Origin of the sequence: Halogeometricum rufum, assembly GCF_900112175.1 — an archaeon.
Lineage (GTDB): Archaea > Halobacteriota > Halobacteria > Halobacteriales > Haloferacaceae > Halogeometricum > Halogeometricum rufum.
In genome coordinates, this window is the sequence record NZ_FOYT01000002.1 from 847,734 (window position 1) to 871,110 (window position 23,377).

The following is a 23,377-nucleotide window of genomic DNA, read 5'->3' on the forward strand; positions in this document are numbered from 1 at the left end:
CTCCCCGCGGGCCGAACGCGAACGCGTGCGACGAACCGACGCTCCGACCAGACGGGCGCTCCTCGGCACGCTCTCGGTCCTCGGCGCGGCCGGACTGGCGGGATGCGACGCGCTCCCCGACGGGTCCGCGTCCGGCGACGCCGGACGGACGGCGGACGGTGCCGGGGGCGACGCGACGCCGACCGGGAGTCCCGCGGCGTCGACCGGTAAGACGTTCGAGCAGACGGTCGTGGCCCGAAACCCGAACGCGACGGACGCCTACGTCACCGTCGCCGTGGAGTCGCGGTCCGGCGAGACGGCGTTCGTCCGGAACCTCGAACTGATGCCGGGCGAGTGGCGACCCGTGCGCGCCGAACTCCCGGAACCGGGGCCGTACCGCGTCGTCGCCGAGGCGGCCGGCGGCGACCGGGCGACGTTCGACTGGGTCGCCGACGAACGCCTCGACGGGTGCGCGGTGACGCTCCGGGACGGCGCGTTCGAGTTCTGGCGGACGGCGGTGTGCCGGGGCGACTGTGGCCTCGCGGCGTCGGCCGTCGACGACGCGATACCGCTCGTCGGCGACGGCGAGGGGCGGTGGTACGCGCCCGCGAGCGTCGTGCTGGAGAACCCTGACCCGGCGGCGCGGCGAGCCCGCCTCGCGGTCGAACTGGACGGCGAGGCGGTGCTGACGGAGACGTACGAGGTGCCCGCGCGGACGCAGGTCGAACTGCCGGTCACCTACCGGTCGGGCGACTACCGCGTCCGGGTGGAGACCGACGGGGCGACGGTGGCCGACTCGTGGTCGGTGCCGCACCAACCCAGCCTGTTCGTCGACCTGCGGGAGCGAGCGACGGGGTGCGGGCCGGCCAACTCCGAACTCACTCTCGTCAACTACGACGACGTCGAACACGCGGTGACGGTGCAGGTGGCGTCCGACGAGGAGGGGCTGTTCGCCGACCGCTGGACGCTCGCGCCGGAGGAACGGACCAGCGTCGTCCCCGTGTCGTCGTCCGGGCGGTACGAGGTCCGCGTGCAGATAGACGGGGCGGACGAGTTCTCCACCGTCTGGTGGTCGTGCCCGCCGCGCGGGCCGGCGACGCTCGTCGTGGACGCGACGGGCGGCGGGTCGGTGAGTCAGACGACGCTGGCGCGGGAGTGACAGCCGACCAACGAAACCGAATCTACCGGCCAGATTTTCCCCGAAGTTCGCGGACCGTAGCCGTCCGGGGCGAGATTTGCCGTCGAACGCGTAACCGTTTGTCGTTACGTCGGTGTGGGAACGACTAACCCATTCTGGTCCCAATATAAGGGTAGATAGTTACCTATGACCGAGCAAGGCGGATTCAACGACCACGTGGCACGGGTGGACCTCTCCTCGGGAGAGGTTCGCTACGAAGGTATCGACGAAGAGGACGCGCGAAAGTACATCGGCGGGCGCGGCCTCGGGGTGAAGTACGTGTTCGACCAGGGGCCCGACGTGGACCCGATGGGACCGGACAACCTGCTGGCGTTCATGAACGGGCCGCTGACGGGGACGCAAGCGCCGATGAGCGGACGCATCGCCGTCTGCACGAAGTCGCCGCTGACGGGCACCGTCACCGACTCCCACCACGGCGGGTGGTCGGGTGCGCGACTCAAGTGGGCCGGGTTCGACGGCCTCCTGTTCGAGGGGAAGGCCGAACACCCGACGTACGCGTACGTCGAGGACGGCGAAGTCGAACTCCGCGACGCCTCCCACATCACCGAGTGGGGCGTCCACGACGCCATCGACGAGTTGGAGAGCGAAGTCGACGGACAGGTCGGCAAGAACCTGAGCGTGATGGCCATCGGTCCCGCCGGCGAGAACGGCGTCCGCTACGCCTGCATCGTCAACGAGGACGACCGGGCGTCCGGCCGCGGCGGCACGGGTGCGGTGATGGGCTCGAAGAACCTCAAGGCCGTCGTCGTCAAGTCCGGCACGAAGATGCCGAAACCGGCGAACCCGGAGACGTTCACCGAGGGCTACCAGCAGGCGATGCAACTCATCCGCGAGTCCGACGTCACCGCGCCGAACGAGGGCGGCCTGTCGCTGTACGGGACGAACGTCCTCATGAACCTGACCGAGGAGATGGACGGCCTGCCGACGCGCAACGGGCGCTACACCTCGACGCACTCGGAGGCCGAGGCGGACCCCTCCGAACCCAACATCGACGCGGAGAAGGTGTCCGGCGAGAACGTCCGCGAGAACATCCTCGTGGACGAGCCGACCTGTCACTCCTGCCCCGTCGCCTGTAAGAAAGAGACCGAGGTCACCTACGAGCGGAAAGGTGAGGAGATGAACGTCCGCGGTGAGTCCTACGAGTACGAGTCGGCGTTCGCCCTCGGGCCGAACTCGATGAACGACGACCGCGACAGCATCGCCGTCATGATCGACATGTGCAACCAGCTCGGGATGGACACCATCGAGACGGGCAACATGCTCGCGATGGCGATGGAGATGACCGAGCAGGGCAAACTCGACGACCTCGGCGAGGGCATCGAGTGGGGCGACGTCGAGCACATGATGGACGTGATGGAGGACATCGCCAACCAGGAGAGCGAACTCGGCGAACTCCTCGCCAAGGGCGCCGAACGCGTCGCCGACGAGGTGGGCGCCCACGAGAACAAGCTCTCGGTCAAGGGCCAGACCATCCCGGCCTACGACCCGCGCGCGATGAAGGGCATGGGCATCGGCTACGCCACCTCGAACCGCGGCGCGTGTCACCTGCGCGGCTACACGCCGTCGGCCGAGATTCTCGGCCTGCCGGAGAAGGTGGACCCGCGCGAGTGGGAGGGGAAGGGCGAACTGTGCGCCCTGTTCCAGGACATGCACGCCATCTCCGACTCGTTCGACATCTGCAAGTTCAACGCGTTCGCGGAGGGCATCGAGGAGTACGTCCTGCAGTACAACGGCATGACGGGCCTCGACGTGACCGAGGACGAACTGATGGAGACGGGCGACCGCATCTACACGCTGGAGCGGTACTACAACAACCTCGCCGGCTTCGACGGCTCCGACGACACGCTCCCGGGCCGTTTCCTCGAGGGCGACGAGGCCGTCCCCGGACAGGGGGCCTCCGAGGGCCAACTGTGCGAACTCGATGAGATGAAAGACGAGTACTACGCGCGCCGCAAGTGGGTCGACGGCGTCGTCCCCGACGAACGCCTCGAAGAACTCGGCATCGACATCGGGCCGGGAACGGGCGTCTCAACCGGCGACAGCCCCGCGCCCGCGGACGACTGAACCCGCCGCGAGGCGAATCGAGCGGCGACTTCCTCCGTATTTTTTACACCCGCGAGCGACGGCGATAGCCCCGCGCCAGCGGAGTCCGCCAGAAGCCCCAACCGACTGGGTCGACGAGTGAACGTATGGCCACAGAGGACACCGTCGGCTGGTCGCTCATCAGTTCGGGTATCGTCACGCTCCTCCTCGCGGTCCTGCCGGGGGACTCGGTGTGGTGGGGCGTCGGACTCCTGATTCTCGGCGTCGCAATCTTCGCTCGGCGGCTCTGACCGTCGTTCGTGGGGGTTTCAGACGAGAAACCGGAGCACCCACAGCGTCCCCATCCCCGCGACGATGGTGGCGAACACGTCCTCCGTCACCCACGCGATAGCCGCGGCGACGATGCCCGCGAGCAGTCGCTCGTTGCCGACCGAGACCGCGAGGTCCGACAGCGACACCGAAATCGGCGCGAACGCGACCGACCCGTCGCTGACGACGAGTTCCGGGACGACGAGCGCGGCGAACACCGCGGGCGGGACGAACCGGAGGGCGTGCTTCACGCGCGCCGGGACGGTGTCGATGCGGCCGAACAGGTAGACGAACGAGGCGCGGATGCCGAACGTCGCGAGGCCGACGGCGACGACGACGCCCCAGATGGGGACCGGGCCGTACCCGGTCGTCATCAGTGGCTCACCTCCTCCGCGTCGGCCGGGCCGTCGCCGAGCGACGAGGCGGCGACGCCCGCGAGGACGCCCGCGACGGCACCGAGGAGGAGGCCGAGGTTGAACGGCAGGCCGGGACTGCCGCCGACGACCACCACCTCGCCCGCGACGGCGACGCCGCCGCCGACGACGGCGGCCGCGGCGCTCGGCCGGTTCGACACCGCGGGGACGAGGAGCGCGAGGAAGACGAGGGGGACGGCGAACGCCAGCCCCCACGAGTCGGGCACGCCCGTCCCGAGGAGGACGCCGAACACCGTACACACCTGCCAGACGCTCCACAGCGACGCCGCGACGGCGAGGTAGTAGTTCCGGCGTTCGGTCGCGCTCAGTCGGTCCTCGCCGTACCGGGCGATGGAGAGCGCGTAGGCCTGATCGGTGAGGAGGTACGACGTGACCGCCTTCCACCCCGAGCGAAACGTCCGGAAGTGGGGGGCGATGGAGGCGGAGTACATCATCATCCGGAGGTTGATGACGACGGCCGTGAGGAAGACGACGGCGAGTTCGGCGTTGCGGCTCAGCAGGTCGACGATGGCCAACTGGGACGCGCCGGCGAACACCACCATCGACAGGCCGACCGCCTGTAGCGGCGAGAGACCGGCGTCGACGGCGGCGACGCCCGCGACGAGGCCGAACGGCACGATGCCGACGAGGATGGGACTCACGTCGCGGACGCCGCGGCGAACCTCTGCCGGGATACGGAACACAGTGAAGAGACGGACACCACCGCACTAACCGCTACCGTTTCCGGCACGGACGGCCGTCTCGACGCGGGCGGGGGCGACACGTCTCCGCGCCGCGGGGCCGACCCCACCGCGCGCCGCGGCACCGACCCCACCGCGCGCCGCGACACCGACCGCCTCACGCCGGCACCGGCGCGTCCGAGCGCCGCGTCCAGAGGACGTAGCCGACGACGCCGGCGACGAACGCGACGCCGACGTTCGCGAGGACGCCCAGGAGGCCGACGACGACGGCGAAGCCGCGGGCGTCGGTGTCGAGTCCGGCCCGGCCGAGTTCGACGGCGACGAGGGCGAGGACGACGCCGAGCATCGAGAGGGGGAACGCGGCGACGACGCCGACGGCGAAGACGGCGGCGAGGGCGTACAGGACGCCGAGGACGACGTTCGACCACGCGGTCCGCGCGCCGAAGGCGTACTTGCCGGCGACGCCACCGCTCCCGTGGCACATCGGCAACGCGCCGAGTGGGACCGCGAGCAGGTTCATCACGCCCATGCTCGTCGCCAAGTCGTCCGGCGACACGTCGGCGTCGTAGTAGTCCGACAGCAGGAGCGAGGTTGCGACGGCGGCGTTGCCGACGGTCATCGCCAACTGGGCGGCCGTCCCCTCGGCGGCGCGCGCGGAGAAGGCGGAGAGCGACGGCAGCGTGACCGCCAGCCCGGGGAGTCGCGGCGTCGGCACGCCCGTCTGCCACGTCGCGACGCCGAGTCCGACGGCGAGGACGACCAGCGCGCTCGCCCGACGGTAGCCGGCGAGGACCACCGCCGCGGCGACGCCGACGGCCACGACGGCCAGCGACGGGGTCCCGAGGCTCAGCCGGACGCCGGTTTCGAGCAACAGCAGGGCGACGGCGAGTTGGACCCCTCGGACCACGGGTTCGCCGACGTAGCGCCCCACGCGGTGCAGCGTCCCGGTCGAGCCCACGACGAGGAGGGCGACGCCCGCGAGCAGTCCGGCCGCGGCGAGTTCGCCAGTCGTGAGGGTGCCCGCGACGACGAGTGCGGCGAGCGCCTTCATCGGTTCGACGGAGACGGGGAGCCCGTAGTGGACGCCCCAGACCACCTGAAAGGCCGCGAACCCGAGGAGGAGGTGCGCGAGCGACAGGTCGGTCAGCGCCGCGAGGGCGACGGCGATGGGGAGGACCGTAACCGAATCCCCTATCGCGCCGGTGAACGCTCCGACCGAGGGCGTCGGGGCGTCCGAGTCGAAGACGCCGGTCGAGAGCGACATAGACGTCGGAATGGAGCGCACATCAATCAAACTATCCAGTAACTGCCGCCGGTTCTCCGAGGCGTATTTTGTAACTGCTCACGGTTACTTCTGCGAGTGCGGTGGGGCGCGGCTCTCGGCCGTCGAGCGTCCGGACGCTATCCGCCTCCGACGACGCCCAGACGGCCCGCGACGGCCGCGCCGAGGTACACGGCTATCGCGACGAGGACGATGGTTCCGCCGGCGGCGATGCCGTAGGCGTACGACAGCGTCGTCCCCGAGAGGACCGCGACCTGTGCGGCGACGACGGCGTACGCGACGGACTGTTTGAAGCTTCCCGCGAGTTGCGTCGCGGCCGCCACCGGGACGACAAGCATCGCCGCGACGAGGATGACGCCCATCATCTGCATCGCGCCGACGACGACCATCGCCGTCAACACGACGAGCAGGCGGTTCAACAGGCGGACGTCGATGCCCGCGATTCGCGCGGCCGACTCGTCGAACGTCACGTACACCAGTTTTCGGTAGCTCAGGAGCACCGCCGCGACGACGAGTGCGCTGAGGACGACGAGGAGTTCCACGTCACCCCGCGTCAGCGTGGAGAGACTCCCGAAGAGGTACTGGTTGATGCTGACGGCGATGCCGCCGCTCGTGAGACTGATGAGGACGGTCCCGAGCGCGAACCCGCCCGCGAGGACGACGGCCATCGAGACGTCGTTGTAGACGTCGGTGTACTCGGATAGTATCTGGATGAGCAGTGCCGCCAGCACCGCGACGACGAGCGCGGTGAGGTACGGGGAGACGTCCGTCGCGAGGAGGTTGCCGAGGAAGATACCGACCGCGACGCCCGCGAAGGCGGTGTGCGCGAGCGTGTCGCCGATCATCGCGAGTTGTCGGTGGACGAGGAACGACCCGACGAGCGGTGCGACGATAGCGATGCACACGCCGGCGACGAACGCCCGTTGCATGAACGGGTACCCGAGCATCTCCGAGACGAACCCGCCGGGCTGAGTGAAGGGGAGCATCGGTCAGTGGTGGTGATGGTCGAGGAGTCGCTGGTCCGCGCCGTACGCCTCGCGGAGCGCGTCGCTCTCCGAGAAGTCCAGCGAGTCGCCGTGGAAGAACAGCCGGCGGTTGAGACAGGCGACCCGCGTGGTGAACGCCGTCACGACGCCGATGTCGTGTTCGACGAGCAGAATCGTCAGTCCGTCCCGGTTCAGTTCCCGGAGCAGTTCGTAGAACGACTCTCGCGACTCGGCGTCGACGCCGACCGTCGGCTCGTCGAGTGCGAGCAGGTCAGCGTCCGCGGCGAGCGCACGCGCGATGACGACGCGCTGTTTCTGGCCTCCCGACAGCGTCGAGAAGCGGCGGTCCGCGAGGTGAGCGACGCCGACCGTCTCCAGTGCCTCGGCGATGCGGTCGGTGTCGCGCTTCCCGAACCGCCCGAGACCGACGTGCGGGTAGCGCCCCATCGTGACGACTTCTCGCACGGTCACGGGCATCCCGCCGGCCGCCCCCGTCGCCTCCTGTGAGACGTACCCCACGCGGGTCCCGTCGTCGAACTCGTGCGCCGGCCGGTCGAAGAGCGTGACCGATCCCTCGTCCGGGCGCAACAGCCCCAGCATGAGCTTCAACAGCGTCGTCTTTCCAGACCCGTTCGGACCGACGAGTCCCAGGAAGTCGCCCGACTCCACGGTCAGAGAGACGTCCTCGACCGCCGGTCGCTCGGCGTACGAGTACGTCACGTCGGCGAGTTCGAGGACGCTCATTCGACCCCCAACGCCCGCTCCAGCGACCGGAGGTTCACCTGCTCCATCACGTCGAGGTACCCCCACCCCTTCTCGTTCCACTCCTCGGTGAGGGTCGGAACCGGGGTCAGCGGGAGCGCTTCCTTCGCGTCCGTCTCCCGGACGAGTTGCGTCGCGGCGCGGTCGGACTCGAACACCGGCGCGAGGACGTACTCGACGTCGTGTTCGTCGACGACCGACTGCGCTCGCCTGACGTCCTTCGGCGTCGGTTCGGCGTCGGGCGCGAGGCCGGTCAGCGCCTCGACGTGGAAGTCGTAGCGGTGGGCGAGGTAGCGGAACGAGTTGTGCCCGGCGACGAGGACGGTGTCTCTCGTCCGACCCGACAGCCGTTCCGTGTACGTGTCGTCCAGCGAGTCGAGTCGCTCGGCGTACGCGTCCGCGTTCTCCGCGTACGTCGACTCGTTGGCTGGGTCCCGTTCGGCGAGGCCGTTCGCGATGGTCCGAACCGACTGTTTCGCCCGACTCGGGTCCAGCCAGAAGTGCGGGTCCTTCGCCCCGTGGTCGTGTTCGTCGGCCCCGTGAGCGTCGTGGTCCTCCGAGGCGTCCAGCAGGTCGACGCCGTGCCACGCTTCGATAATGTTCACGTCGGCGCCGTCGTTGCGGACGTTCTGGACGATTTTGTCCGCCCACGGCTGGAACCCGTCACCGACGTAGACGAAGGCGTCGGCGTCGAAAACGTCCCGCTGGACGTCCGGCCCGGGCTCCCAACCGTGTCCGTGCTGACCGAAGGGCACGAGGTTCCGAACGGCCGCGTCGGCGGCCACGTGGTCGGCGAAGTCGGAGACGACGAAGAACGACGCCTGTATCGTTCCACCGTCGTCTTCCGGAACCGAACCCGCGTCCGACGTTCCGAGACATCCGGTGACCGACCCCATCGCGACCGCCGCCGTGCCGAGGAGCACGTTCCGTCGAGTCTGTCTCATCTATTGTTAGAACGGAGTCCTCTCCTAATAGCTCTTGCTAAAATTAAGAATTTGATTAATAACTCGCGCCATCCGGAGTGCGTGAAGGCTGCGCCGACTGCGGTTTCGGGGCGTAGACTGGTCTGCTTCGGTCCGGACACGGGAGGAGCGCCGCGATGGGTCCCGCCCGTCGAGACGGAGAGCGACCGCCAAAGCCGAGTTCTGTATCGCGACATCTAATTTACGGGTCGGATGCGGACACTCGCGGTGATTCGCGCGTCGGAGCCCGAGCGCCTTCGTACCGGTCGAATCGACCGTCACCGGACCGACGGCGTCGCACGCTCGGTTCCCGGAGTCGCCGGCGGTCGGGTCGGCCGATGCGGACTTCGACGGCCGCCCGGAGAACGTCGAGAGCCTACGACCGGGCGCGAGCGCTGACCCGGCCGGTCGGGAGCAGAACGCCGGACCCTGTTCGGCGCCGGATCGGAGGCCGACGACCGACGAACGCCACCGCGTCGACGGCCGACCTCCGAGTCAGACGGTGACGCACCGTCCCGCACGAGACTCCGGTAGTGTCCTCGGCGGTACGCTCGACCATCCCGCGGCCGGGCGTCGGAGAGAAGCGACGCGTCGGAACCGGCGACGCTCCCGCGACGGACCGCGTCGTGGAACTCGCGCCGTCTGCGGTGGATCGACCGTAGACTGCTCTGACGGAGTCCGTCGTGACGCCCCGCAGACGGCGACGAACGGCGCCACGCCGAGTGGTAAACGGGATGCCGCGATACCAAATCTCCGATTCGGCGACGAGGCGACGGGTCGCCGCCAGAAGGCCGGCGGACGGGGCTCTTTTTTGTCGGTGCGTGTCAACTGCCGACGATGAGCGACATCGTGATTCACGACGCCACCGTCCTCACGGTGGACGACCGGAACCGCCTGTACGAACGGGGGACGGTCGTCGTCGAGGACGGACGGATCAGCGACGTGCGGCGGACGCGCGACGGGGACGCGGACGGTTCGGCGGACCGAGTCGTGGACGGCGCGGGGACGGTGGTGATGCCGGGCCTCGTCAACGCGCACACGCACCTCGAACTGACGCCGCTTCTCGGCGCGTTCAGCGGACTCGGGGTGACCGAGATGCTGGCGACCATGACGGCCCTCTACGGCCGACTCGGCGACGGCGACTTCGACTACCTCGCGCGGGCGGGGTACGAACTGGCCGCCCTGAACTTCCTCGTCGGCGGCGTCACCACCGTCAACTCGATGGACGTCGACCCGCGCGAGGGAGCCGAGACGTTCGGCGATGCCGGCCTGCGCGGGTTCTTCGGGCCGACGATAACCGACCTGTTCTGGGACGTCCCCGTCGCGGAGCAGTTCGCGCGGGCGGAGGCGTTCGTCGAGGAGTACCACGGCGCGTACGACGGGCGCATCAGGGCGACCATCTGCCCGCACGACGACTGGTCGTGCACGCGCGACCTGTGGGAACGCGTCGCCGAACTCGCCGAGTCGTACCCGGACGTTCTCGTCCACACGCACCTGCTCGAACTCGCGGAGAGCGACGCGATGGCGCGGGCCAACGGGGCCGCGGACTCGCTCTCACTCCTCGACGACGTCGGACTCCTCGACGACAGACTCGTCGCCGCCCACTTCCGCGTCGCCGACGACGACGACGTCCGCAGGACGGCGGCGGCGGATGCGTCGGTCGTCCACTGTCCGTCGGTGTTCTGCTACTGGAACCCCGACGCCGACGCGCGGTGGACGCCCGTGCCGGCGTTGCGGCGCGCGGGCGTCGACGTCGGCCTCGGCGTCGACGACCACTACTGGCACGACTCCTACGACCTGTTCGGCGAGGCGCGGCAGACCCGCCTCGCGGCGCACCTCGAACGCGGGGCGGGGCAGTTCGGTTCGACGGAGTTGGTCCGCATGCTCACTATCGACGGCGCGCGGGCACTCGGCGTCGGCGACGAGATAGGCAGCCTCGAACCGGGGAAGCGAGCGGACCTGCTCGTCCTCGACGTCGAGAAGCCGAAGTTCACGCCGCTGACCAACGTCCCCGCGCAGGTGGTGAACAACGCGACGCGGGCGGACGTGGAGACGGTGGTGGTCGACGGCGAGATGCTGATGCGGGACGGCCGCGTCCAGACGATGGACGTCGAGGCGGTCAGGGAACGGGCGACGGCGGCCGTCGAGCGATTCGACGCGGAGACGGAGTGGGACGTCGGTCCCGGCGGCGCCGACCCGCCGGGGGCGGCGACGCTCGCTCGCCAGTTGCCGAAGCGCGGGCCGACGCGCCTCCTCGGCCGACTCGCGGTGCAGTCGCTCAGGGACGCGTCGCCGTTCTAGAAGCTACCGCTCGAAGCTACCGCCCGACGACGACCGCCTGCCGAATCTCCAGCGCCGTCTCGAACTCGTCGCGCCTGCCGCCTTTCGTGCCGACGCGGAGCAGTTGTTGCTCGTGTGCGCGGCGGAGTGCGTCCGCCTCCCGGTCGGTGAGACCGAGTTCCGCGCCGAGTTCCGTCCAGTGGCCGTCGGGGACGAGAAAGAGGGCGCGTTCGTCGTCCTCGTGGACGCACTCGAAGGCCCGGTCGTACTCGTCGAGTCGCGCGCCGAGGTGGGCCTGCGCGCGCCGGACGAGTTCGGGCAAGTGGTCCGGGGTGACGCTGGCGCGCGCCGCGGCGAGGAGGAGGACGTCGCCGTCGAGTGGGACCGACGCCGTCACGGGTCAGCCGCCGGCCCGCATCGCCTTCTGCGAGAACCGTTCGACCAGGCCGTCGAGGACCGTCGGGTCGCCCTCGAACGAGACGGTCACCTCGGTGAGTTCGACGGTCGGTCCGATCGACACCTTCTCCGCCGAGAGCGAGGCGGCCCACCCGTCGCCCTCGATGCGGTCGTCGGCGACGCGTTCGCCGCCGAGGTTCTCCAGATAGTGGCCCGCCAGTCGGGTCGAGATGCCGCGGAAGGCCTTCTCGCGCTCCGTCCACCCGTCGTTCGCGTCAGTCACTCGCGCCTCCGGCGACCGGCGGGAAGATGCTGAGGGTGTCGTCGTCGCCGAGTGCCGTCTCGACACCCTGTTCGTGTTCGACGTCGCGACCGTTCAACAGCACGTTCACCTGCGGGCGAACGTGGCCGTCTTCGAGGATTTCACCGGCGAGACCCGCGAACTCGTCTTCGAGTTGGCGGAGGGCGTCGCCGACGGTTCGCACCTCGTAGTCGCGTTCGATAGTCTTCGACCCCACCGCTTCCCGGAAGTTCGCGAAGAACCGCATCTGCACCGTCATACCGCTAGATGCGTCGCGGCGGACTAAAAGTGCGCGCCCTCGTGTTCACCGCTTGTCGAACCGGATGCCGTCCTCGACGAGGCGGTAGTTCCGCTCGCGTTCGACGTGTTCGTCCAGCCAATCGTACTCGCGGATCTGCGCGACGAGGTCTGCCTGGAGGTTCCGCCACGCGACGGCGTAGATGGGCGATTGCCCCCACGCGCGGAGTTCGGGCACGAACTCGTCGTACGTCTCCATCCGGTCTTCGAGGTGTTCGATGGCGTCGACGGCGTAGCCGGCCGCCTCGGCGTCCGACGTCGCCCTCTCGAACGCCTCGTTCAGACTCGACTCGATGCCCTCGACCGCGCGTTGCATGTCCGACGCGGCGTTCGCACCGTCCTCGGGGAGCGAATCGAGAATCGGCTGGGGGACGCCGAGCGAGATGTGCCGGTCGCTGGTGTCGTCTGCCATACGAGGAGAGTGGCTACGCGGCGTCAAAAAGCCCGGGGAGGCGGTGATGCGCCCGACTCACTCCGACCGCGTCCCGACGACAGGGCTCTGTCGGAATCCTCAGTTGCTGATACTTTGTTAAGACAGTGCTGAATACAGCGCGCGTATCGGTCATCGTTCTAATCGCGACGAGTGGCGCGACTGACACTCTCGGTGCAGGCCGACGGTTGATTTTTCAGCTGTCCTATAGCTCCAGAGGTTCACATGTCGAACGAGACGGAGCGGATCAACGAGCGAGTAGTACGTGGACTACGAATCGTTCGCCAGCGGTGACATCGAAGGCATCCGGGCCAGCATGGCCTCCGATATCGAGTTTCGTATGCCCGGTGGATTACGCCGGTGGGGGAACGTTCTATGGATTCGACGAAATCGTCGACGACGTCTTTGCTCGCCAGAGGAAGGACTGGGAGAACGTATCAGTGGTTCCAGCGCGGTACATCGGGGACGGTGATACCGTCATCGCGCTCTTCGAGTGGAGTGGCACCTCCAGCGAGACGGGGAAGTCAGTGGTGGTCGAGGGCGCGCACGTCTTCGATTTCGAGGATGGAACGATTACTCAGTGGATATCGTTTGCCGATACCGCAATGTTCGACGCCGCGCTCGAAGCCTGATTACGCTCCCAGCCACTGCACACCCGAGAGACCCGTCGATTCGTCGTTTCCAGTTCGAAGCTGGGAGGTGGTATTTCTCGACTCAGCAGGTCTATCTGCCGCGTTGAATAGCGCCTCCTAAGCGAGGCTGAGGTCAGACAGTTCTCAAGATCGGCACCGAGACCACCCAAGCAGCAGGATCAGAGCACAACCGCTCGCGGAGACACCGCTATTCAACAGAGCAGGTCTATCGAACACCTAATAGCCTAAACTCTCACCGAGCGCCCGTGGAAACGGAGCCGTCCCCGGACTCGTAAAGCGGGAACACCACGTGGAACGTCGTGATATCGAGATTCCGTACGTCGGGGGCGTCTCGGAGTTTGGCGTGAATCTCCGACTCGAACAACGCGTCGCGTGACGCTTCGGAGTCGAAGAGGTAGATTCCTCCAACCCGTCCACTGTCCTCGTCGTGAACGTAGAACTTCTGCAGGAGTCCATCCATGTCGCGGAACTGCTGGGCTCGCGCTCGAAATCGGGTCTCGATCTGCTCGAGAGACAGTTCCGACTCGAACGTGATGCTCACGATCTCCATCAGGCTCCTGGCCGTACGTTCGGAGCAAGGTGGAACACGTTCTCCGGGTCCCACTCCGCCTTGACCATCGCGAGTCGCTCGTACGTCTCCGTCCCGAAAGCGTCACGAACGCCAGCCTGCCCCTCGTCGGGGCTAGTGGCATTGAGGTACACGCCTCCGGTCGCGTGCGACGCGAGGTCCTCGAACACCCCTCGGGCCCATCCGGTGTGGGTCTCGTCCTCGTCGGGGTCGCGCCAGCGAGCCTGGATGATCAAGACCCACTCGGCATCGCGGTACTGGTACGGGGTGGAGTCGGCCGGCCGACGCGAGATTTCGCGGCCGAGCGCCATCATACTGATAGCCGTCTCGGGCGAGGCGATGTCCGCGGCACGCTCGCAGATGACTCCGATGGCCTCCTCGCTCAGCTCCGCGAGATAGTGTGTCTTCCAGTAGTTGCGCGCGCCGAGACCAGCGACCGCGTCGAACATCGTCTGGAACACCGTGTACGGTTTCGGTCCGACGGCGTCGGCGATCGGTTCCCCGATCGCACGGATCGGTGCGAGCACCTCTTCGCCAGCGGACACGTCACCGCCGTACATCACCGTCACGATGAGCACCGACTGGCCGTGAACCTCCTCGGGGAGGAAGGGAGCAGGTGGCGCCTTCCGAATCGCCATGGTACACCCGATTTCGTCCGGGCCCGCCCGAATAACGTCAGTGACCGCAGCCATCACGTCGGGAGCGTCCGCGACATCGTAGACGATGGGGCCCGCCAGGACAGTCGGTTCGAGTTCGTGAAGACCGAACTCGAACGCCGTCACGACACCGAAGTTGCCGCCGCCACCACGGAGCGCCCAGAACAGCTCGGAGTTCTCGCTCTCGCTCGCGGTGACGAACTCCCCGTCGGCGGTCACCAGCTCGACCGACCGAAGGCTGTCGACGGTCAACCCGAGTGAGCGTGACAGGTACCCGAACCCGCCGCCCAGCGTCAGCCCACTGATTCCGACCAGAGAGATGAAGCCCCCTGGAAGGACGAGCCCGTGTGCCTGCGTCTCGACGTCCACGTCGTGGAGCAGCGCCCCGGGTTCGACCCACGCCCGCTTGCCGTCGGGGTTCACACGAACCGACTTCATCGCCGAGCAGTCGATCATCAGCCCGCCGTCGGTGACAGCGTGTCCAGCCACGTGGTGTCCCCCGCCGCGGATGGAGATCTCGAGACTCCGTTCACGAGCGAATCGAACGGCGGCCATCACGTCGGCAGCCCCGAGCGGTCGAACGACGACGGCCGGATGTCTATCGATCGCCGCATTCCAAATCGATCTTGCCTCGTCGTATCCCTCTTCGGTCGGGAGCAGGACGGCACCCCTGAATCCGCTTCGAAGTGCGTCGATTTCGTCGTTGGACAACGGTTGGTTTGCTGTTAGAGACATTATCTACACCGAAGGGTGGTGATTCGAGGCCGTCTCGACACGTCGTCGTTCCATCGCCGTCCGCCGAGCCGCGGCTTCCTGACGCATCGCATCGCGGTGTTCGTCCCAGGTAGCGTACTTTGGAACGGGGGTCATCCCAACAGGAACCGTGGTCTTGCGCTGTCTGCTGTTCGTTGTCATACTTCTGTCCTCACATACTGAAGGCGCTCCTGGGTCTTGACGACGCCGCGTGCTCTCGTTGCACACCCTGCAATCCACTCGTAGGTCGCTACGGTTTCGCCCCGATGCAGGACCCGCCACCGCTGGAGATGAAATCGATCTGCGCTTTGTGCCCGGTGCGGCCTCGGCGACTGGTAAACGACGGCTCCGGCGAGTGGATTCGAGAGACCGTCACTGAATCCACCCCGTTCGGAGGCTGGATACGAACGATTGCGCTCCCCGTCGACGACGGGAGCGTACAGCAGAGCCGTCAGCTCGCGACGAACACAGCGGCGGGGTTGAACGGGGTCGCCTCGCGTCTGTACGCGTCGTAGAGCGACTGCGCGTGCGCCCGCGCCCCGGTCGTGCTGGTGTCGATGACGGCCCTGGAGAGTTCCGTCTCGGGGTCGCGACAGCACATGCCGACACGCTCGTCGAAGATCCAGAACCCACCAGGGAGCTCGTCGGAGACCAGAAGAACGAGATTCCCGCTCTTCACCGCCTCGTTCGCGAGTTCGGGAGCGTACTCGACCATGGCCGTCATTACGTCGCTCGGGAAGACGAGTTCGACCTCCATGCCGGCGACAGCACGCTCCATCACCGTTCTGACGTTCTCCGGCTTGTGAAGTACCGTTCCCATCTCCCGGAGCGACTCTGACGTCTCGATGAGTTCGGCGTAGCGGCTGTTCGGACAGTAGGGGTTCCGGTCGTCCTGCAGTGTGACGGTCGCCCCAGAGAACATCTCGATGGTGAAACCGAGGTCGGTTGGGAACCACTGCCAAATGTCGCGGATCGAGTGCTCTGTCTCGAATCGCTCCACGAGAGCGAAGAATCCGGTGGCGATGAACTCACCGAGTGGTGTCAGTTCGTATCGGTGACCGTCCCGCGTAATCCAGGTTCGCTTGTCGAACTCGTTGAGGAGGCGTCCGACCGTGGCGTTCGAGGCTCCGATCGCCTCCCGCAGGTCGTCGCGACTCTGGCCGCCCGCCGCCAGTGCGCCGAGCGCGTTCACGCGGTGTGCTGAACGAGCCAAGAATTCGATGTCTTCGACTGGCGTTATCATACCACAGACATGCTTGCTACGATATTACCAATTCCGGTGGGGAACCAGTTCGAGCGATCGTCGGTTCTCTCGGCGAGTGCCGTTCGAAAACAGGACAGTGGACCGCTGCAACGGCCACAGCTGCGTGACTGAGCGGCACGACTCCACGTTCGTGTCGAGGAACGAACCTGCTCGGAAGCCCCCGTTCGCCGTCGGGACCGCGCGGACTCGACCTACAGTCCCGACGATGTCGTTGTCAGTCACTCCTCCTCTGCTCCATACGACCTTCTGTCTCTCGCTGGGGATTCTACCAGCCCCCGAGGAGTCTCAAACGACCATGCTGCATCCAAGGGGCGTAGTCATCAGAGAGAGCTGATGAACTCACCAAGTATCTGATTGAACCGTTCGGGCTCCTCGATGGTGATGCAGTGTCCGCTGTCTTCAAACAGTTCGAATCTGGACTCCGGGAGGAGTTCTGCGGTGTGTTCGACGGACTCCACACTCCGCCATTTCTCGTCTGCTCCAGCACACACTAGCGCCGGGACATCGATTGAGCGGAGCACGTCCCGGTAATCGTGCAGGTACAGGAGTCCAAACATGAGAGTCCCCTGAATCGCTGGTGGAGTTCGAGATCCTTCGTCAAGGATGAGATTGCGAAGCTCACGCGATGGCTTCTCCTTGAGCATTGCCGTCGCTTGCTCATCGAGGAGGCCAAGCGGATCCGTTTGAACCTGGTTGATCGCCTGTTCAAGATCATCACGCCCGTAGCTACCGTAGTCGTAGTCGTCGCGTTTCATCGGTGAGGGCTCCATGTCGACATCGACCATGGCCCGAACCCGGTCGATCCCAAACTGGCGGATATATTCCCACGAAACGATTGCCCCCATCGACCACCCGGCGATGACGACGTCATCGAGGTCGAGTTGGAGGAGAAACTCATGTACATCACGGGCGTACTGTGAGAGCGTGTGACCGAGTTCGGTCTTCTCTGAGCGTCCGTGGCCTCTAAAATCGACGGCAAGGGTTCGGTATTCGTTCGAGAGACCGGCCAATTGTGGTTCGAAGTACCGGAGGCCCGCCGTTGCTCCGTGGAGGAAAACGATGGGGTCGCCACCGCCATGGTCTTCGTAATACAGTTCCGCTCCGTGACACTGGATGGTTGGCATAGTAACGGTAGTTGGGCGCGCTCGTCGTTAAGTATACTCAACAGGAAGTCGAAATCAACTGGATACAACTTCTTTTTCTCGCACGCAAGTCCTGAACACCGTCTCAGTTGATGATATCGAGGTGTCGGGATCAACGGCTTGAATCGGGGACTGGACACTCGTCATCTGGTGGGTGAACGGACGTGAGAGATACAGATTGTCTGTCTCATTTTGCAACAAAGATAACAGGATCCAGAGAGTCTGTGGACACAGTTCTCTGATTTGGGGAATCACGCTTCGAGCGCGGCGTTGAATAGCGCGCTGTCGAAGTGGGACGTCCACTGAACATCTCGATCACGCTTCTCCCGACTAGCGGTGTCGTGGGGATCGACGCTTCCGGCTTCGACCGTAGTCACGCCTCGAAACACTACACGAAGCGAACGAAACTGACGATTCAGCAGTTGAAAGTGACACTGCTTGTGGAGGCGAGAGCGAATGCTATCCTCGATCTCCACGTGACGACGACCAGAAAACACGACTCGCAGAGCGCACCGTCACTTATCAAGCGGAATGTCGGGAATGTGGTGATTCTCCTCGGTGATAAGGGATACGACGACCAGAAGGTTCGCGCGTTAGCCCGTGACGCTGGTGTTCGCCCCCCGATCAAGCACCGAGAACTTTCGTCGCTCCACAAGGCGTGGAATGCTCGGCTGGACGCCGACTTCGCCGGCCAACGAAGTCAGAACGAGACAGTGAACTCCAGTCTCAAACGGAAATGTGGCGCATTCGTCCGCTCACGACACTGGTGGAAGCAGTTCCGTGAACTCGTTGTCGGCTGTCTCACTCACAACATCGACAAGTCACTCTGAACAAGGTGTATCGATGAACGAGACAACGAAATTGGTCGAACCTTTCTGATTCTCGTCAGAAGAGTCGTGACCGACTCAGAGAGTGTAGTCAGCACATGGTCACGCTGATTCCATTCCTAATTTACTGAGCCAGTCGTGTCATGCGGAGTGTAACTTGATCTTCTCTCACCCTTCGTTTTGAACCATTCTATCCCACTGCGAAACCCAAGCGACGTTCTCCAAAGCGACTGTCAGGAGATAGGTAAACACTGGAAGAGTAAGGCTCATGCCAACGAGATATGTTACATCAATGTCCCCGGAGGGACCAAAGATTCCGACGTATTGGAGAACCGCAATGGTCGCGAGAACAGTCGCTACAAATTCTGCGTAACCTCTGTATGAGGGGGAGGGAAACCTCATATAGTAGAAACCAGTTGGCAGACGCAAAGAAACTTCTCAACGTCTCTGTGCAAGACTTGCGTGCTCTATTCAGCACTTGCCTGCCGAACTACTCGGCCCCTGTCAGTAGTGGTGTAACCGATACAGAGAGTGGATTCAGCACGGCGAATGCCTCAGTTACGGAAGCGTTTCGTCCTCTGCGTAGCAATTGAACCGAACACTTGCGGTTGCGATTTGCTCGGCATCCGGGTCAGTCAACGAGACTGTGTATTCACCGTGAACCGGTGGGGGACCCAACGGTACTGCGTAGAGTTCGCCACTGCTGGAGCCAAACACGGAGTAGTCCTCGGGGTTGAGACTGCTCATCCCTCGATTGCTTATGAGCGGAACTGAAGCGACGAGGGTGCCGTCGCTATCGCGTATTTTGACTGTATGATACCGCTCTTCAGTAACGGCTTGGTCCGAAACGAGTATCCCGAGAGAGACCTGTTCTTCACCTCGTATTGGGGCAATCTCTCGGAGATATTGTGAACCGCTGCCCACGCCTCGACTGGAACACCGAGCGATGAGTTCTTCATCACCGAGACAGCCAGCGGTCGCAGTCACGGTGGCAGCAACACCTGCCATCAGTTCGCGTCTGGAGGGCATGGCACCTGATGTGTGTCCACGTATTGTAACGATACTGGTACTGCGGCACTCGCGCTGTGTATGCAGCACGCTCGCATACTTATCCATCGAAACTGATGATTTCTCAAACTATCAGTCCCCCACCTGCCTAACGGCTATTCTAGCAAGAAAGGTGTCGAGAAAATAGTATTTCAACAGAGCCAGATAACCCTATGCTCAAACGATACATCTACCCTCTATAGTCAGTACGCGACTCCTGTCAGTATCTGGGGGTTTCACCAGAACCGACGACGGAATCCTCGCGGCGAAAGGACTCAACCGTCCGGGGTGACAACTGGGAGTGATGACGCGCCACCGGAACGACGACGGGTTCCTCGCGTTCTTCAGGCAGTACGCGCAGACGTGGGTCCACACCGTCTCGACGGCCGCACTGACCGCCTTCGGGTTGCTGACGTTCGTCAACCGCCTGTTCGCCGTCGTCGCCATCGCGGCGTACGTCCTCCCGCCGGTGGTCCAGTACGTCCGGCGACCGACGGGCGAGGCGGCCGAAATCGACGACGCCGACGAGACGAGCGAACCGGCAGAACCGACCGCCGAGAGGCAGACCGAAGCGTCCGTCGAGTCCGGAGGCGCCGACGAGGAGGGAACCGAGGCCGTCACCGGCGACGACGCCGACGGCGACGGTGAGGCCGGGAGCGACACCGGGAACACCGCCGCCGACGACGACGATGAGGCCGATAGCGACGACGCCGACGGCGGCGACGGGACGGAACCGGCGTGGACGGCCGCCACCGTCCCGACGGACGGGACGTTGCTCGACGCCGCGATTACCGCGGACGGCGCGTACGCCGTCGGCGAGGGCGGGGTCGTGGTCGCCCGCGATAGCGACGGCGACGAGTGGGACGCCCTCCTCTCGGACGGGCCGGGCGCGGGGTCGAACGACCTCCGCGGCGTCGACGGCGTCGACGGCGGCGGCGTCTGGGTCGCCGGCGACGGCGGCGCGGTAGGTCGCATCGACCCGGACACCGGCCGGCACACCGACCACTCCGCCCCCGACGGGGACACGAGCGCGATCTCCGGCGTCGCGGCGACGGACGACGGCGGCGCGGAGACGGTCCTCCTGACGGACGGGTCGGGGCGCGTCCGCCGCGGACGCTACCGCGACGGCGAACTCTCGTGGGCGGACCCGACGAAACCGGGAAGCGGGTCGAGCATCGCCGGCGTCGAACTGGACGAGGACGTCGGCCACGTCTGCGACACCGGCGGCGGTGCGTTCCGGACGTCGGACGCCGGACGGACGTTCGAGAGCCTCGGATTCGAGGCGGACGGGACGGCCGCCGACGTGACGAGTCGTGAGGCGGGCGACGTGCGGACGGTCCTCGTCGCCACCGACGACGGTGCGGTCCACCGGTACGACGGGTCGGCGTGGACGCCCGCGTCGGTGGCCGAGGGGCCGTTGCTCGCCGTCGCCGCCGGCGACAGCGGGGACGTCGCCGCCGGCGAAGCGGCGACGTACGAGCGGTTCGACTCGTCGGCGTGGTCGCGCGCGGAACTCCCCGCCGTCGAGTCGATTCGGGGCGTCGCCGTCCGCGGGTCCGGGGCCGTCGCCGTCGGTGACGGCGGGGCGGTCGTAGAGCGGACGGCGTGAGAGCGAGCGACGACCGGACCGAGTCGGCTACTTCTCCTCGACGTGGCGCACTTCGACGGCGACGCCGCGGGTGCTCTCGGCCATCTCCGCGCCGAACATCTCCGCGCGGCCGACGGCGAACGCCTTCGGCCCCTCGACGACGACTTCGTCGCCGACGCGGATGTCGTCGTCCGCGTCCACGACGCCGGGCGCGAGGACGCTCCCGTGCGGCGCGAAGTTGTCTATCTCGACGCGCTTGGTCGGCGCGTCCGACTCGCTCCAGACGCGCGCGCCGGCGAGCGTGAACGAGAGGACGCCGTACTGCGGCACCATCGTCGCCAACTGCTCGCCGTCGCCGTTCCACACCTGCAGTTTGGGGTAGCGGCTGTTCATCCGCACGTCCGCGTCGGCGAACAGGTCCTCGCCCGCGTCGGGGCCGAACTGGTAGTCGGCGATGGCCTTCACCGTGTTGTGCTGACGCTCTCGCTTCGCGTACTTCAGTTCGCCCTGCAGCGTGGACATCAGGTTGGCCAGCGAGTCCGTCGTCGTCGGGTGGTCCTCGACGGTGTACTCGAACGGCACGTCCACCTCGCTCTCGACGCGTTCGCAGATGTCGCGGTAGCCGTGGTCGGGCACGTGCGCGACGACCCGCGGGTAGTCGTTGCGTTCGAGGTAGCGCCGGAGGACGCTCGCGACGAACCCCTTCTCGTCCTCGGACCACCGGCCCGTCACGACGGAGTCGTAGTGCTGGGCGGGGTAGGTGAGTTCCAGTTCCGTCGGGACGACGCCGATGGGAGAGGTCATCGACGCGACGTGGGCGCGGAACTGAATCGCGTCGTGGAACTGGCTGTGGCTCTGCGACTCGCTGTAGGGCTTCGTCGCCGAACACGGGACGAGGACGAGGGGGTTGTCGAACCGGTTTCGGTACCGCGTCGTCACCCGTTCGGCGAACCGCTGAATCTCGACGCGGCGGATGGTGTCGGACGTGGCCGCCGAAATCTCCGCGTTCCGAATCACCGGCGTCCGCTCCTCGAGGTAGCCGTACTGCTGGTCGAACTCGCGGAACGCGGCGGTCAGCCACTGGTCGTGGCGGGCCTGCCCCTCGACGTAGTCGCGCAGGCGGCCGTCGCGGATGCGGCGGCGGACGGTTGCCAGTTCCGCCCGGAGGACGTTCACGTTGTGCGTCGCGCAGTCCTCGCGGGTGAACTCCTCGCGGGGGGTCCGACAGGCCGCACAGGTGCAGGGCAGTTCGTCCAGGTCTTCGAGGAAGTACTCGCTCTCGGTGGTGAGGTACATCCCCTGCCGGCCCTTCACGCGGGCGAGTTTGCCGTCCACGAGGTCCACGCCGGCGTAGGCGAGCGTCGAGACGTTCCGCGGAGTGGCGACGCCGGAGAGGTAGAGGGCGGTGTCGGCGGGAAGCGCCTCTTTCGCGGCGACGACGGCGTCGCGAAACGCCGAGGCGTGGCCGACGAAGCCCTGCGCGTTCGAGAGGATGTAGGCGTCAGCACCCGTGTTCTCGGCCGTCTCCGCCGTGACGACGGACGCCGAGGGGAAGTCCACCTCGGGCGAGTCGACGGCGAACGACTCCTGCACGCGTTCGTCCGTGCCGGCGGGGAACGACCGGTGCGGGAGCACCGTCAGCACGTCGTCGGAGCCCTCGGGAACGTCTCGCTCGGCGGTCCAGAGACTCCCGGCGTCCTCCACCACACCGTCCGCCAGGGCGGGCGTCGTCACGGACTCCGCGAGTCGGAGTTCGCCGAGTCGGGCGGCCCCGTCGCGCCCGAGAATCTCGAAGTGGTCGGTCATACCTCGGGTTCGGCCGCGGAGGGTGAACTATCTTCCCTTCTCCGCCGGTGTGCCGGTGGTGAGAGGGGTGCTGGCATCTCGCACGCGTGCGGAAACTGTATATTAGTGGGCAGAACCGACCACCAACCGTCGATACCGTCCGCCATCGGGCGACACTGACCGTCGGTTCTCGCCCGCGAGTCTCCCCGCGCGCTTTTGCCGCGGGCGACCGAACGGCGAACGTGAGACGAACCGGTCCGTGGTCGGCGGACGAGGCGGCGGCGTTCCTCCGCGAGTCGACGGTCCCCGTCCGTCTGGCGTGTCGGACGCCGTCGGACCAGTTGTGGATGCTCTCGCTGTGGTACGAGTGGGTCGAGGGCGACGACGGGCCGGAACTGTGTTGCGCGACGAGTGCCGGCGCTGACGTGGTGGGCTTCCTCCGCGCGAACGACGGCGTCGCGTTCGAGGTGTCGACGAACGACCCGCCCTACCGCGGCGTCCGCGGGCGCGGGACGGCGACGATAGAGCCAGACGAGGGGAAGACGCTGTTGCGGACGCTTCTGGAGCGATATCTCGGCGGGACGGAGAACGAACTCGCGACGTTCCTCCTGGGCGCCGACCGCGAGGAGGTGCGCATCCGCGTCTCGCCCGCGCGCCTCCACTCGTGGGACTACACCGACCGGATGCGCGACGTGAGCGGGGCCGACGAGTAGGAGACGGCGTCGCCACTGGCGGGGAGAGCGGTCGAAAGAAAT

24 protein-coding genes and 1 pseudogene are annotated in these 23,377 nt (G+C 66.3%); 8 read left to right on the plus strand and 17 right to left on the minus strand.

What is annotated here, in order from left to right:
• The first annotated feature begins 25 nt into the window (after positions 1-25).
• The 3 genes from BM310_RS14060 to BM310_RS21445 all read left to right on the plus strand — a co-directional run bounded on the left by BM310_RS14060 (position 26) and on the right by BM310_RS21445 (position 3,510).
• Positions 26-1,138 carry a hypothetical protein gene (locus BM310_RS14060; protein WP_089808738.1) on the plus strand — a complete coding sequence of 371 codons (1,113 nt, stop codon included), beginning with the start codon at positions 26-28 and terminating at the stop codon, positions 1,136-1,138.
• A gap of 165 nt (positions 1,139-1,303) precedes the next feature.
• Positions 1,304-3,241, plus strand: coding sequence for an aldehyde ferredoxin oxidoreductase family protein (locus tag BM310_RS14065; RefSeq protein ID WP_089808740.1), 1,938 nt, complete (start codon positions 1,304-1,306; stop codon positions 3,239-3,241).
• Between the two features lie 125 nt (positions 3,242-3,366).
• On the plus strand, positions 3,367-3,510 hold the full coding sequence (locus BM310_RS21445) for a hypothetical protein (protein WP_177232632.1): 144 nt from the start codon (positions 3,367-3,369) through the stop codon (positions 3,508-3,510).
• Positions 3,511-3,528: 18 nt separating this feature from the next.
• Here the strand turns inward: BM310_RS21445 and BM310_RS14070 are convergent, their stop codons facing one another.
• From BM310_RS14070 to BM310_RS14095, 6 genes are all read right to left on the minus strand, one after another.
• Positions 3,529-3,903 carry an AzlD domain-containing protein gene (locus BM310_RS14070; RefSeq protein WP_089808742.1) on the minus strand — a complete coding sequence of 125 codons (375 nt, stop codon included), beginning with the start codon at positions 3,901-3,903 and terminating at the stop codon, positions 3,529-3,531.
• Positions 3,903-4,646: an AzlC family ABC transporter permease gene (locus tag BM310_RS14075; RefSeq protein ID WP_089808744.1), complete on the minus strand. Its 744-nt coding sequence runs from the start codon at positions 4,644-4,646 to the stop codon at positions 3,903-3,905. The genes BM310_RS14070 and BM310_RS14075 overlap by 1 nt, the downstream gene beginning before the upstream one ends.
• A gap of 154 nt (positions 4,647-4,800) precedes the next feature.
• Complete coding sequence (locus tag BM310_RS14080) at positions 4,801-5,907, minus strand: putative sulfate/molybdate transporter (RefSeq protein ID WP_089808746.1); 1,107 nt, start codon at positions 5,905-5,907, stop codon at positions 4,801-4,803.
• A 137-nt stretch (positions 5,908-6,044) separates the two neighbouring features.
• Positions 6,045-6,911: a metal ABC transporter permease gene (locus BM310_RS14085; RefSeq protein ID WP_089808748.1), complete on the minus strand. Its 867-nt coding sequence runs from the start codon at positions 6,909-6,911 to the stop codon at positions 6,045-6,047.
• Positions 6,912-6,914: 3 nt separating this feature from the next.
• A complete protein-coding gene (locus BM310_RS14090; RefSeq protein WP_089808750.1) occupies positions 6,915-7,655 on the minus strand; it encodes a metal ABC transporter ATP-binding protein in 741 nt (246 codons plus the stop codon).
• On the minus strand, positions 7,652-8,617 hold the full coding sequence (locus tag BM310_RS14095) for a metal ABC transporter solute-binding protein, Zn/Mn family (RefSeq protein ID WP_089808752.1): 966 nt from the start codon (positions 8,615-8,617) through the stop codon (positions 7,652-7,654). Before BM310_RS14095 ends, BM310_RS14090 begins: the two co-directional genes overlap by 4 nt.
• A gap of 855 nt (positions 8,618-9,472) precedes the next feature.
• Between BM310_RS14095 and BM310_RS14100 the strand changes: the two genes are divergently transcribed.
• A complete protein-coding gene (locus BM310_RS14100; RefSeq protein ID WP_089808753.1) occupies positions 9,473-10,936 on the plus strand; it encodes an amidohydrolase family protein in 1,464 nt (487 codons plus the stop codon).
• 16 nt (positions 10,937-10,952) lie between these two features.
• Here the strand turns inward: BM310_RS14100 and BM310_RS14105 are convergent, their stop codons facing one another.
• Genes BM310_RS14105 through BM310_RS14120 form a run of 4 tightly spaced genes read right to left on the minus strand, consistent with a single transcriptional unit; the run spans position 10,953 to position 12,321 of the window.
• Complete coding sequence (locus tag BM310_RS14105; RefSeq protein ID WP_089808755.1) at positions 10,953-11,312, minus strand: hypothetical protein; 360 nt, start codon at positions 11,310-11,312, stop codon at positions 10,953-10,955.
• 3 nt (positions 11,313-11,315) lie between these two features.
• Positions 11,316-11,594: a hypothetical protein gene (locus tag BM310_RS14110; RefSeq protein ID WP_089808757.1), complete on the minus strand. Its 279-nt coding sequence runs from the start codon at positions 11,592-11,594 to the stop codon at positions 11,316-11,318.
• Positions 11,587-11,871: a ubiquitin-like small modifier protein 1 gene (locus BM310_RS14115; RefSeq protein WP_177232633.1), complete on the minus strand. Its 285-nt coding sequence runs from the start codon at positions 11,869-11,871 to the stop codon at positions 11,587-11,589. The genes BM310_RS14110 and BM310_RS14115 overlap by 8 nt, the downstream gene beginning before the upstream one ends.
• A 45-nt stretch (positions 11,872-11,916) precedes the next feature.
• On the minus strand, positions 11,917-12,321 hold the full coding sequence (locus BM310_RS14120; protein WP_089808759.1) for a hypothetical protein: 405 nt from the start codon (positions 12,319-12,321) through the stop codon (positions 11,917-11,919).
• A 365-nt stretch (positions 12,322-12,686) separates the two neighbouring features.
• Here BM310_RS14120 and BM310_RS14125 point away from each other — a divergent pair, with 365 nt between their 5' ends.
• The gene (locus tag BM310_RS14125) at positions 12,687-12,971 is read left to right on the plus strand and encodes a nuclear transport factor 2 family protein (RefSeq protein ID WP_245778501.1); all 285 of its coding nucleotides are present in this window, start codon (positions 12,687-12,689) and stop codon (positions 12,969-12,971) included.
• Between the two features lie 253 nt (positions 12,972-13,224).
• On the opposite strand, the gene BM310_RS14130 is transcribed toward BM310_RS14125, so the two are convergent.
• From BM310_RS14130 to BM310_RS14145, 4 genes are all read right to left on the minus strand, one after another.
• Positions 13,225-13,542, minus strand: a complete 318-nt coding sequence (locus tag BM310_RS14130; protein WP_089808761.1) for a YdhR family protein — start codon at positions 13,540-13,542, stop codon at positions 13,225-13,227.
• Positions 13,542-14,927 carry an FAD-binding oxidoreductase gene (locus BM310_RS14135; RefSeq protein WP_218156440.1) on the minus strand — a complete coding sequence of 462 codons (1,386 nt, stop codon included), beginning with the start codon at positions 14,925-14,927 and terminating at the stop codon, positions 13,542-13,544. Before BM310_RS14135 ends, BM310_RS14130 begins: the two co-directional genes overlap by 1 nt.
• A gap of 493 nt (positions 14,928-15,420) precedes the next feature.
• Complete coding sequence (locus tag BM310_RS14140; RefSeq protein WP_449271704.1) at positions 15,421-16,212, minus strand: helix-turn-helix transcriptional regulator; 792 nt, start codon at positions 16,210-16,212, stop codon at positions 15,421-15,423.
• Positions 16,213-16,553: 341 nt separating this feature from the next.
• Positions 16,554-17,357: an alpha/beta fold hydrolase gene (locus BM310_RS14145; RefSeq protein ID WP_089808767.1), complete on the minus strand. Its 804-nt coding sequence runs from the start codon at positions 17,355-17,357 to the stop codon at positions 16,554-16,556.
• A 320-nt stretch (positions 17,358-17,677) separates the two neighbouring features.
• Here BM310_RS14145 and BM310_RS14150 point away from each other — a divergent pair.
• Positions 17,678-18,205: pseudogene (locus BM310_RS14150) on the plus strand (transposase); the annotation flags it as partial.
• Between the two features lie 165 nt (positions 18,206-18,370).
• Here BM310_RS14150 and BM310_RS21035 read toward each other — a convergent pair.
• Positions 18,371-18,604: a hypothetical protein gene (locus BM310_RS21035; protein ID WP_143105169.1), complete on the minus strand. Its 234-nt coding sequence runs from the start codon at positions 18,602-18,604 to the stop codon at positions 18,371-18,373.
• 156 nt (positions 18,605-18,760) lie between these two features.
• On the minus strand, positions 18,761-19,231 hold the full coding sequence (locus BM310_RS21040) for a hypothetical protein (protein WP_143105170.1): 471 nt from the start codon (positions 19,229-19,231) through the stop codon (positions 18,761-18,763).
• Between the two features lie 322 nt (positions 19,232-19,553).
• Here BM310_RS21040 and BM310_RS14155 point away from each other — a divergent pair, with 322 nt between their 5' ends.
• The gene (locus tag BM310_RS14155; RefSeq protein WP_089808769.1) at positions 19,554-20,858 is read left to right on the plus strand and encodes a beta propeller repeat protein; all 1,305 of its coding nucleotides are present in this window, start codon (positions 19,554-19,556) and stop codon (positions 20,856-20,858) included.
• A 27-nt stretch (positions 20,859-20,885) separates the two neighbouring features.
• On the opposite strand, the gene arcS is transcribed toward BM310_RS14155, so the two are convergent.
• A complete protein-coding gene (gene arcS / locus BM310_RS14160) occupies positions 20,886-22,643 on the minus strand; it encodes an archaeosine synthase subunit alpha (protein ID WP_089808771.1) in 1,758 nt (585 codons plus the stop codon).
• A gap of 221 nt (positions 22,644-22,864) precedes the next feature.
• On the opposite strand from arcS, the gene BM310_RS14165 reads away from it, so the two are divergent.
• On the plus strand, positions 22,865-23,335 hold the full coding sequence (locus BM310_RS14165; protein WP_089808773.1) for a pyridoxamine 5'-phosphate oxidase family protein: 471 nt from the start codon (positions 22,865-22,867) through the stop codon (positions 23,333-23,335).
• Positions 23,336-23,377: the final 42 nt, after the last annotated feature.